We start from the raw sequence: 10,408 nt of genomic DNA on the forward strand, positions 1-10,408 counted from the left end.
TTTATATGGCGTTCCGTGGGCGGATGCCGGGTGTCGAGGCGCTTTTGAAGGGCCGTGGCCTCGCGGCTTAGCCCTAAAAAGCAGTCGAATGTGGAAAGCTAAAATTCTTTACGCTTCGCCTGTTGACTCATTCATGCATCATTCTTACCTATGCATCGTTAGCACTCACCCCGTGTGAGTGCTAATACCCCATCTAGAGCCTCAGGGCTTGGGGACGAAATTGTAACCATTTGAGCTTAAGGAGCTGCAAAGATGGCATTGAAACCACTTCACGATCGCGTGTTGGTTCGTCGTACAGAAGGCGAAGAGAAAACTGCTGGCGGATTGATTATCCCTGATAGCGCAAAAGAAAAGCCTGCTGAGGGCGTTATCGTTGCATCTGGCGACGGCGCTCGCAAAGACAGCGGTGAGCTGATCGAAATGGCAGTCAAAGACGGCGACCGCGTGTTGTTCGGCAAATGGTCCGGCACAGAAGTGTCGGTTGACGGCGAAGAGCTGTTGATGATGAAAGAAAGCGACGTTCTGGGAATTCTTTCCTAAGACGACCTTCCTGTTCATTCCTACAATCTAATTTAAAGTGGAGCATTCATAATGGCTGCTAAAGAAGTAAAATTCGACACAGACGCACGGACAAAGATGCTGAATGGCGTCAACATTCTTGCGGATGCTGTTAAGGTAACGCTCGGCCCAAAGGGTCGTAACGTTCTTCTCGACAAGTCTTTCGGCGCACCGCGCATCACGAAAGACGGCGTTTCTGTTGCTAAAGAGATCGAGCTTGAAGACAAGTTCGAGAACATGGGCGCACAGATGGTTAAGGAAGTTGCTTCCCGTACCAATGACGAAGCTGGCGACGGCACAACAACTGCAACAGTTTTGGCACAAGCGATTGTTCGCGAAGGCCTTAAGTCTGTAGCGGCTGGCATGAACCCAATGGATCTTAAGCGCGGTATCGACCTTGCGACAGCGAAAGTTGTTGAAGCGATCAAAGCGGCGTCACGTCCAGTAAACGATTCCGACGAAGTTGCTCAGGTTGGTACAATCTCTGCAAACGGCGAAGCGGAAATCGGTCGTCAGATCGCAGACGCGATGCAGAAAGTCGGCAACGAAGGCGTTATCACTGTTGAAGAGAACAAAGGCCTCGAGACAGAGACAGACGTTGTTGAAGGCATGCAGTTCGACCGTGGCTACCTCTCCCCTTACTTTGTCACAAACCCTGACAAAATGACGGCAGAACTAGAAGACTGCATGATCTTGCTGCACGAGAAGAAGTTGTCTTCTTTGCAGGCAATGGTTCCACTCTTGGAATCTGTGATCCAGTCCCAGAAGCCACTTTTGATCATTGCTGAGGACGTTGAAGGCGAAGCGCTTGCAACTCTGGTTGTGAACAAACTGCGCGGCGGTCTGAAAATCGCAGCTGTTAAAGCACCTGGTTTCGGCGATCGTCGTAAGTCCATGTTGCAAGACATTGCGATCCTCACAGGCGGTCAGGTCATCTCTGAAGACCTCGGCATGAAGCTTGAGAACGTGACAATGGACATGCTTGGCACTGCTAAGAAAATCCAGATCACAAAAGACGAGACAACAATCGTTGACGGTGCCGGCGAAAAAGCTGAAATCGAAGCACGTGTTACTCAGATCCGTGGTCAGATCGAAGAAACGTCTTCCGATTACGACAAAGAAAAACTCCAAGAGCGTGTTGCGAAACTCGCAGGCGGCGTTGCGGTTATCCGCGTTGGCGGCATGTCCGAAGTTGAAGTCAAAGAGCGCAAAGACCGCGTTGACGATGCACTGAACGCGACCCGCGCTGCGGTTCAAGAAGGTGTTGTCGTTGGTGGTGGTGTTGCTCTGGTTCAGGCTGCAAAAGTTCTTGCTGGCCTTGAAGGCGCAAACAACGACCAGACTGTTGGTATCAACATCGTTCGCAAAGCAATCGAAGCGCCTCTGCGTCAGATCGCTGAGAACGCTGGTGTTGACGGCGCGGTTGTTGCGGGCAAAATCCGCGAGAGCGACGACCTGACCTTCGGCTTCAACGCACAAACAGAAGAGTATGGCGACATGTTCAAGTTTGGCGTGATCGACCCTGCGAAAGTTGTACGTACAGCGCTTCAGGACGCGGCATCTGTCGGTTCCTTGCTGATCACAACCGAAGCAATGGTTGCTGATAAGCCTGAGAAGGGTGGCGGCGGCAGCGGCGGCATGCCTGACATGGGCGGAATGGGCGGCATGGGCGGAATGATGTAAATCATTCTCCCTACCGGAGACTAAGATTGGGGTCGCCTTTGGGCGGCCCCTTTTCGTTTGAAAAAACCATTTGGGAAAATGTCAAATAGCGATGGATCTCACAATATAGAAGTTGCGCATATATCCGACCTTGTGCAACGCTAGATAGCAAAGCCCTTATTGATGACTGGAGATCGCAGTGCGACAAATTTTTCTAATCGTGATACTGCTTACTTCACTCGGATGTCCTGTTGTCGCTGCTGATTATGCAATCCCAAAGAATAATTCTGCGGATGCTTTTGATTTCAAATTCAAGAAACTTACGCTGAAAATCTCTTGTGGTAAGCATCCTGGCACGCATTCATTGAAAAAAAGCCGTGGAACGTTGATCTTCACAATGAAACACGGTGATATTGGAAATTGCTCTACAGACAGAGGCAGCGGAAATTCTAGCGTTTAAATTCCGTATTCTGAAAGGGCAGAAATCTGGAGCCAGTTTTTCAAGCAGGGCAATCGTTATATTTTCAAGGCTGATCAAAGCTTGGACCCCAGCTTTGCGACTGCACCTGTAACCACAGTTTTTCAGGTTCATCAGTGGGTGACACCAACTTGTGAGTGTGGGCCATATGTGATGATTTTCTTCGATAAAAAGGGCAACTTGAACGCAAGAATATTGAGAAGCCATCATAAGCACACGACGCGTCGGCTTGGGAATTTCACCAGAAAAGACTTTGAAGGTAAGTGGGCCGAAATCGCGGTTGATATTGATACTGATAAGCAAAAGCCAAATGTTGCGATTTACGTTGGTGGTAAGTTAGCACATCGGGAAGGTGTTTTGGTTCAAGATGGCGGTGCAGTCTTTTTCAAGACAGGTCTGTATCGGTTCGGACGCATTAGTCCAAAGCTACCCAGCGACCGCTTGTATGTTAGGGACATTGGATACGTGAAAGTAAAATGAACAGTCTCTGAATGGATTTTCTGCCTTAGTCTAAAAATTGACCCCATCTCGTAGTCTTTGCGATCACATCGCCAGGTAAAACGCAATCGGAATTGGCGCGATTGCTACAGCCATGCCCAGTGCGAAATAGTACCATTTGAACAGACCTGATAGCCCCGCCATCAATGCGATCCCACCGCCGCCGCCAATCAGTGAATTGCCCGGGGTGTTCACTAAAACAATCAGCGCAATGTAGCGATAGCGCAGTAAAAACGGGACAAACTGCTTTGGTGCATTTGCCATGAGAAGATCCATACGTTGATCTGGCGCAAGGCCATCCAGTTTCGCAAGCAAGGATTGGGCTTTGCGCAAATTCAACCATCCAAAGGCTTTGCCAATGGCGCTAAGCGGGACGAAATGGCCGACGGTAAATGCTAACATGAGCGCATAAAGCATGCACAAATAGACCAACAATGCGTATTGCCCGCCAAGTAACATTAGCATTCCAATCCCAATTTCGGCACCTGGAACGAAAGGCAGGGCAGACGTAATCGCAAAGATTAAGGCGGACCCTGCGACGATCAGCTGCAAGCTTGGCGCGTGGATTGTGCGAAACTCTTCGCCAACTAGGTTGCGGATAACGCTGTCAAGATAGGTGCCGATCAATAAAATGAGGGCGTAGAAAATCACTACCAAACAGATCCGCAGAACAATTCTATAACGCGATACGGAGGGCACATGTGCTGGCAAATTGATCTCCAAATTCGCCGATTTTACAGGCGCGACTGTTTAAACCCTACTGCGGGAATAATACCCAGCTGACAAGGGAATGCTGCAACAGTTTGCCCTAAGAGCAGTATCACGTTTACGCTAAGGAACGAAACTCGTTTGCTTTGCGAGGCTATTGCCCTTATCGGGGGTAGGACAAAGATAAAAACACGAGCAGATAATGACCCAAAACCCTAGAATGCATAATCATAAAAACGCACGTGAGTGGGTTTCGGTTCTCGCCAAATATCGCGAGCCTGATACGATGCGCAGTAGTTTTGAGCTGGGCGTTAGCGTTATTCCCTTCATTATCCTTTGGACTATGGCCTGCTGGATGGCATCATTTAGCTACACCGCCGCATTTGTGATTGCGTTGTTGAACGGTGGTTTCTTGCTGCGCATGTTCGTAATCCAGCATGATTGCGGGCATGGGTCCTTCTTCAACAACCGCACCTTAAGCGACTGGATTGGGCGAATTCTGGGTGTCTTCACATTGACGCCTTATGACGTTTGGCGCCGCACGCATTCTATCCATCATAGCCACGCAGGCGATCTTGATCATCGCGGTATTGGCGATGTGATGACGTTGACAGTCGAAGAATATCAGGCGCGTTCGACCTATGGTCGCTTTATGTATCGCCTCTATCGTCACCCGCTTGTGATGTTTGGCCTTGGACCAAGCTACTTGTTCCTTTTGCAGAACCGTTTGCCGCTGGGTCTGATGAAACAAGGTGCGAAATACTGGGTGTCCGCGATGGGCACCAACATTGCTGCTGCAATTTTTGTATTCCTGATCGTCTATTTTGGCGGCTGGCAAGTTTTGGTTTTCGTCGCCCTTCCGACTGTTCTGCTTGCCGCCTCTGTCGGTGTTTGGCTGTTCTATGTGCAGCACCAATTCGAAGAGACACACTGGAAGAATACGGAAGACTGGCAACTGCACGAAGCCGCACTTGAGGGCAGCTCACACTACGACCTGCCTTTGGTCCTGCGTTGGTTTACTGCAAACATCGGCATTCACCATGTGCATCACCTCTATAGCCGTATCCCGTTCTATCGCCTTGGCGATGTACTGCGTGACAACGAAGAATTGGTGCATTGCGGTCGCATGACATTAAAGCAAAGCTTTAAGTGCGCGCGCCTTGATCTATGGGATGCGACCAGCAACAAGCTGATCTCTTTCGCGGACTTGCGTAAGTAAGCGCATGCGCTGGCATTGACTTTTCCAAGCGGTTCCAACAGTTTCACCCCCAAGGGGTCAGCGAACGCCCCGTGAGGCTTTGGCCCAAGTTTTGCGTCCTAGTTAACCCCCAACATGGGAGGACGCGACATGACCGCTCCAAACACACTGACCACTGCACAATTGATGCGCCTCATTGGCACGCCAACCGCGCCTGTTTTGATTGATATTTGTATTGATGAAGATTTTGCAGAAGATCCACGATTGATCCCGACATCTTTCCGTCACCCATTCCGCACGATTGAAACTTTGGTCCCTGCGCTACGGGATCGAAAAGTGATAATAGTTTGCCAGAAAGGCAAAAAACTATCCCAAGGTGCGATGGCCCTGCTGCGATCCCACGGGATTGATGCAGAACTTCTGGAGGGTGGCATTTTTGCGTGGCGCGATGCACGCGGACCGCGTGTGCGCGCTGATGCTCTGCCCAAACGTGGCGGGCTTTGGGTGACGCGCCACAGACCCAAGATCGACCGCATTGCATGCCCTTGGTTGATCCGCCGTTTCATCGACCCTGATGCGCGCTTTCTGTATGTTGGACCAAGCGAAGTTCTGGCCGTCGCCGAAAAGTTCGACGCGATCCCGTTCGATGTGGAGGGCGCAGCGCTAAGTCATGCAAAAGACACCTGTAGCTTTGACGCGTTGCTTGCGCATTTCGATATTTCGACGCCTGCGTTGGCGACAATGGCCGACGTGATCCGCGCAGCAGATGGAACGCCGCACGCTGTCGCGCCCAAGGCCGCGGGATTGCTAGCAATTTCACTTGGTCTGTCGCGTATGTATAAAGACGATCTAGAACAGCTAGATGCTGCGATGCCGATCTACGACGCGCTCTATCGCTGGGCGCGCGATGCAAAAGGTGAAACCCATGATTGGGACGCGCACGCGGGCAAAGTGGCGGGTAACGTATGACACCTTACTTAGAAATGTTCAAAACCTTTGGCAAAATCGGGTGTCTGTCTTTTGGTGGCCCCGCCGCGCAAATCGCACTGATGCACAAGGAATTGGTTGAAGGCCGCAAATGGCTGTCCGAACAGGAATTCCTATCGGGCTTGTCCTTCTGCATGTTGCTTCCCGGTCCTGAGGCGATGCAATTGGCGACGTATTCAGGCTGGCGATTGCGTGGCACATTAGGGGGGCTCCTTGCGGGACTTCTCTTTGTTCTGCCGGGTGCCTTGGTAATCCTTGCTTTGGGGGCGATTTACGTCAGCTACGGGAATGTGCCTTTGGTGCAAACGCTGTTCTTGGGTGTAAAAGCAGCTGTCCTTGCGATCGTGCTTGAGGCATTGATCAAAGTCGCCAAACGCGCGTTCAAATCGCCCCTACATTGGGCATTGGCCATCGCCAGCTTCATCGCGATTTTCGTGTTTGCCGCACCTTTTCCTGCGGTCATTGGGATTGCTGCGCTAATCGGCTATCTCACCACAACAGCAGCGGATCACGTTCCAACGCCGCGCGTGCCCATGATGCAAACAGTGACTACGATCACGGTCTGGCTCGCGATCTGGTGGCTGCCGATCCTTGGGCTTGGCTTTGTCATCGGGCAAGACTTTTTGTTCCAACTTGCGCTGTTCTTTTCAAAACTTGCGACGGTGACGTTCGGTGGCGCATATGCTGTTCTTGCGTTCATGGGCCAAGAAGCTGTGCAATCGTTTGGCTGGATCACTGCACCACAAATGATCGACGGGCTAGGTCTGGCAGAAACAACACCTGGACCGTTAATCCTTGTCACGCAATTCGTAGGCTTTTTATCGGGCTTTAACGAGAGCGGCGCAGGTCTTGCGGTCCTTGCTGCACTTGTCACACTATGGGCCACTTTTTTGCCGTGCTTCTTATGGATATTTGCAGGCGCACCCTACATCGAATGGATCTCTGCACAGCCCCGTTTAAGCGGGGCGCTTTCGGCGATCACAGCAGCAGTTGTGGGTGTTATTGCGAACCTGTCGATCTGGTTCGCACTGAATGTGATCTTCGCCAAAGTGGACCGGGTTACATTCGGTTGGCTGCCCGACATCGCAACGCTAGATTGGCGCGCTTTGGTGCTTAGCATTATAGCGACAATTCTATTGTTGCGTTTACATGTTGGCTTGCTCACAATTCTGGCAATATCTGCAGTTTTGGCGATGGGACTATCATTGGTATGAAGCTTTTCTGGTTGGTCGCGTTGACCATGACGGCCTTCGCGTCCAACTCGATATTGAACCGTCAAGCGATGGTGTTGGAGGGTGTTGGACCTTCTAGCTACGCGGCGATCCGGCTTCTGGCGGGGGCACTGCTGCTGGCGCTTTTGATTGCGTTGCGCACTGGGCCCAAGCCGCAGTTTACACGACACGCATTCTGGAGCGCGGGTACGCTCACCCTTTACGCGCTGGCCTTTTCTTATGCATACATCACGATCCCAACGGGTGCAGGCGCACTGATCTTGTTTGGAGCAGTCCAAGTGATTTCGTTTGGGAGCACCCTATCGAAGGGTCAAAAAATCGGTGCGCTTAGTTGGATTGGCGCGCTGCTCGCCTTTGCAGGGTTGTGTTATTTGCTTTGGCCCGGCGAAAGCGCTGTTCTGGATAAGGTCGGTGTGGCCCTAATGCTGCTCTCCGCCTTGGGTTGGACACTGTTTACAATTGCAGGAAAACAGGGGTCTGATCCGCTGGGTGCAACGACCTTGGCGTTCGTCTTGGCAGCGACGATTGGCATTCTGTTTTGGCTGATTTTGCCTGATAAGATCAACTTGCGCGGCGCACTTTTGGCGATCCTGTCGGGTGCTGTCACATCCGGTATGGGCTACGCGCTGTGGTATAAAGTGCTACCCGAACTTAGCTTGCCAACTGCGTCCGTTGCGCAATTGACTGTCCCCGTTATTGCAGCCTTTGGGGGCGCGGTGCTACTAGGTGAAACACTTACGCTTCGATTTGGCATTGCCACGTGTTTAGTCCTGAGCGGTGTGTGGTTAACTATTTTTGCGCAAAGAAAGAGTAGATAGGCCAAACATTGCTAGCTTTAACAAACCTCTTTTTTCATCGCGGGAAAGGCCCTATCTGGAATATATGCTTAGATATGCGCTTGCCCTTGCTATGTTTCCAATGACTGCCGCTGCGGAATGCGTTGTGCTGTTGCATGGTCTTGCATGCACCGAAGCGTCTTTTGTGATCATGGAAGAGGCTTTGCATGAACGTGGCTTTGACGTGGTGCGTCCGGGTTATCCATCAACCAAAGCAACCGTTCAAACCTTGGTTGATATTACTTTGCCCGAAGCCGTTGCCAAATGGGGAGACGCGAAAATTCACTTTGTCACGCATTCCATGGGCGGCATTCTTCTTCGGGAATGGTTGAAAGACTCGCGTCCTGAAAATATGGGTCGTGTGATGATGTTGGCGCCTCCGAACCATGGTAGCGAAATTGTTGATGTTCTGGGCGATCTTGCGACGTTTGAATGGTTGAATGGACCTGCGGGACTGCAGCTGACCACGGATGAGGATAGTCTGCCCAATCGCTTGCCTGATGCAGACTATGAACTTGGAATTATTGCGGGGGATCAATCGCTGAACCCGTTTTTCTCGGCCATGCTAGAGGGGCCAGATGACGGGAAAGTTTCTGTGTCCTCCACAAAACTTCAGGGCATGAAGGCACATCTGACCTTGCCCGTTACGCATACGTTTATGATGAACAATTACCGTGTGATCGGCGAAACGATTTTGTTTCTTGAGAACGGTGAATTCAATGGCGACATTGATTGGCGTGATGTCGTCAAAATAGCGCTTCAAGAATTTACGGACGACGATGAACGCGATTGAGGTGACCCTTGAGGGTGGCGAAGGTCTGCGTAAAGGGCGGCTTGAACAAGGTGATGTTTCCCTTTTAGGTGGGCTGATCACAGAGACGCCGCTTGTCCGACGGGTTGATGCGCGCGGCTTTCGAATTTTGCCGGGTATCGTTGATATGCACGGTGACGGGTTTGAGCGCCACTTGGCGCCGCGCCGCGGTGCCATGACGGATATGCGTGCGGGTATCGCGTCGGCAGAGGCTGATTTGGCCAGCAACGGAATTACGACGGCAGTGATGGCGCAGTTTTACAGCTGGGAAGGCGGGCTGCGATCCCCCGAATTTGCGCGCAAATTCCTGTCCGCGCTTGCTGTGACGAAAGATGAGCAACTCACAGACATGCGCGCGCAATTGCGGATAGAAACGCATATGCTGGATGATTATCCCGACATGCTAGCGCTGATTGCAGAGCACATGGTTGGGTACGTGGTGTTCAACGATCATATCCCACACAAACGGTTGGATGAGGGGCGCAAGCCTCAGCGTCTTACGGGGTCTGCTTTGAAAAGTGGGCGTAGCCCAGAGGTGCATTTCGCGCTGATGAAACAAATGAGTGCACAGCGTGATTTGGTTCCCGCTGCTTTGAGTGAGTTTGCGCGCGAATTGATCGCGACGGGCTGCCTGATCGGTAGTCACGATGACAACACGGCGCAGGATCGCAGTTTGTTCCAAGCTATGGGCGCGCAGATTTCTGAATTTCCTGAAACCCGTGACGCAGCAGAGGCCGCACGCGCAACGGGTGGTCAAATTATTCTAGGTGCGCCGAATGTGATGCGGGGGGGAAGTCATGCGGGCAATGTTGCGGCGGATGATTTGGTTCGCGAGGGTTTGTGCGATGCGTTGGCGTCCGACTATCACTATCCTGCTTTGCGCCAATCGGTTGGTAAGCTGGTTGATCAGGGCGCGTGCGATTTTGCGACTGCTTGGGCGCTGGTGTCCGAAGGGCCAGCACGTATTTTGGGGTTATCAGATCGTGGGACGTTGGAGGCAGGTTTGCGCGCAGATGTGATGGTCGAAGAGATCGCAACAGGGCGGATTGCGGCCACAATTTCTGCAGGGCAGGTAACCTATATGCAGGGTGAATTCGCAGCGCGAATGTTGGCCAATTAACGCGGCGCGGCGGCGCGTTGCAAGCGATCGTTGATTGCAGCACCGAGGCCCGCGTTGGGGATTGGAGCGACTGCAATACGTTCGCCCTTCATTGCGTCCAGTAGATGTAGGTGGCCGAACAAGTTTGCAGCCGCTTCAACAAGGTCCGCACTTTCGGATAGGTTCAGCGTGCATTCCATTTGACCAAAGCCGAGGGATAACTCACCCAGCTTCCAGCTTTCGGCATTCAGCCGTACATGTGCTTTGGGTGCATAGTGCGACGCAAGTTGACCGGGGGCAGAGATGATGCCTTGATTTGGATCAGCCAAGCGCGTTCCAAG

The 10,408-nt window shown here is 51.9% G+C and carries 11 protein-coding genes; 9 read left to right on the forward strand and 2 right to left on the reverse strand.

Annotated features, from left to right (window positions below):
• Positions 1 to 252 precede the first annotated feature (252 nt).
• The 3 genes from QZ279_RS03960 to QZ279_RS03970 all read left to right on the forward strand — a co-directional run bounded on the left by QZ279_RS03960 (position 253) and on the right by QZ279_RS03970 (position 3,178).
• Positions 253 to 540, forward strand: coding sequence for a co-chaperone GroES (locus tag QZ279_RS03960; RefSeq protein ID WP_293441623.1), 288 nt, complete (start codon positions 253 to 255; stop codon positions 538 to 540).
• 51 nt (positions 541 to 591) lie between these two features.
• Entirely contained in the window at positions 592 to 2,241 is a 1,650-nt protein-coding gene (gene groL, locus QZ279_RS03965) for a chaperonin GroEL (RefSeq protein ID WP_293448210.1), read from the forward strand.
• 610 nt (positions 2,242 to 2,851) lie between these two features.
• Positions 2,852 to 3,178, forward strand: coding sequence for a hypothetical protein (locus QZ279_RS03970; RefSeq protein WP_293448213.1), 327 nt, complete (start codon positions 2,852 to 2,854; stop codon positions 3,176 to 3,178).
• A gap of 63 nt (positions 3,179 to 3,241) precedes the next feature.
• On the opposite strand, the gene QZ279_RS03975 is transcribed toward QZ279_RS03970, so the two are convergent.
• Positions 3,242 to 3,847, reverse strand: coding sequence for a hypothetical protein (locus tag QZ279_RS03975; RefSeq protein WP_293448216.1), 606 nt, complete (start codon positions 3,845 to 3,847; stop codon positions 3,242 to 3,244).
• A gap of 277 nt (positions 3,848 to 4,124) precedes the next feature.
• Here QZ279_RS03975 and QZ279_RS03980 point away from each other — a divergent pair, with 277 nt between their 5' ends.
• From QZ279_RS03980 to QZ279_RS04005, 6 genes are all read left to right on the forward strand, one after another.
• Complete coding sequence (locus QZ279_RS03980; protein WP_293448219.1) at positions 4,125 to 5,123, forward strand: fatty acid desaturase; 999 nt, start codon at positions 4,125 to 4,127, stop codon at positions 5,121 to 5,123.
• A 129-nt stretch (positions 5,124 to 5,252) separates the two neighbouring features.
• Positions 5,253 to 6,071 (forward strand): sulfurtransferase/chromate resistance protein, encoded by an 819-nt coding sequence (locus QZ279_RS03985; RefSeq protein WP_293448222.1) that lies wholly within the window; start codon positions 5,253 to 5,255, stop codon positions 6,069 to 6,071.
• Positions 6,068 to 7,303, forward strand: coding sequence for a chromate efflux transporter (gene chrA / locus QZ279_RS03990; protein WP_293448225.1), 1,236 nt, complete (start codon positions 6,068 to 6,070; stop codon positions 7,301 to 7,303). The genes QZ279_RS03985 and chrA overlap by 4 nt, the downstream gene beginning before the upstream one ends.
• Complete coding sequence (locus tag QZ279_RS03995; protein WP_293448228.1) at positions 7,300 to 8,139, forward strand: DMT family transporter; 840 nt, start codon at positions 7,300 to 7,302, stop codon at positions 8,137 to 8,139. The genes chrA and QZ279_RS03995 overlap by 4 nt, the downstream gene beginning before the upstream one ends.
• Positions 8,140 to 8,230: 91 nt before the next feature.
• A complete protein-coding gene (locus tag QZ279_RS04000; RefSeq protein ID WP_293448230.1) occupies positions 8,231 to 8,950 on the forward strand; it encodes an alpha/beta hydrolase in 720 nt (239 codons plus the stop codon).
• On the forward strand, positions 8,937 to 10,088 hold the full coding sequence (locus QZ279_RS04005) for an alpha-D-ribose 1-methylphosphonate 5-triphosphate diphosphatase (RefSeq protein ID WP_293448232.1): 1,152 nt from the start codon (positions 8,937 to 8,939) through the stop codon (positions 10,086 to 10,088). The genes QZ279_RS04000 and QZ279_RS04005 overlap by 14 nt, the downstream gene beginning before the upstream one ends.
• Here QZ279_RS04005 and QZ279_RS04010 read toward each other — a convergent pair.
• A partial coding sequence (locus QZ279_RS04010) for a Sua5 family C-terminal domain-containing protein (protein WP_293448234.1) occupies positions 10,085 to 10,408 on the reverse strand: 324 nt, incomplete at its 5' end. The two genes, QZ279_RS04005 and QZ279_RS04010, sit on opposite strands and share 4 nt — an antisense overlap.

The sequence above is a fragment of the Planktotalea sp. genome (genome assembly GCF_018607965.1).
Lineage (GTDB): Bacteria > Pseudomonadota > Alphaproteobacteria > Rhodobacterales > Rhodobacteraceae > Planktotalea.

What these genes read in the sequence shown, in the direction of transcription:
- groL (WP_293448210.1), top strand. Translation starts at nt 592, where the DNA reads ATGGCTGCTAAAGAAGTAAAATTCGACACAGACGCACGGACAAAGATG.
- QZ279_RS03985 (WP_293448222.1), top strand. Translation starts at nt 5,253, where the DNA reads ATGACCGCTCCAAACACACTGACCACTGCACAATTGATGCGCCTCATT.
- QZ279_RS04005 (WP_293448232.1), top strand. Translation starts at nt 8,937, where the DNA reads ATGAACGCGATTGAGGTGACCCTTGAGGGTGGCGAAGGTCTGCGTAAA.
- QZ279_RS03970 (WP_293448213.1), top strand. Translation starts at nt 2,852, where the DNA reads ATGATTTTCTTCGATAAAAAGGGCAACTTGAACGCAAGAATATTGAGA.
- chrA (WP_293448225.1), top strand. Translation starts at nt 6,068, where the DNA reads ATGACACCTTACTTAGAAATGTTCAAAACCTTTGGCAAAATCGGGTGT.
- QZ279_RS03960 (WP_293441623.1), top strand. Translation starts at nt 253, where the DNA reads ATGGCATTGAAACCACTTCACGATCGCGTGTTGGTTCGTCGTACAGAA.
- QZ279_RS04000 (WP_293448230.1), top strand. Translation starts at nt 8,231, where the DNA reads ATGTTTCCAATGACTGCCGCTGCGGAATGCGTTGTGCTGTTGCATGGT.
- QZ279_RS03980 (WP_293448219.1), top strand. Translation starts at nt 4,125, where the DNA reads ATGCATAATCATAAAAACGCACGTGAGTGGGTTTCGGTTCTCGCCAAA.
- QZ279_RS03995 (WP_293448228.1), top strand. Translation starts at nt 7,300, where the DNA reads ATGAAGCTTTTCTGGTTGGTCGCGTTGACCATGACGGCCTTCGCGTCC.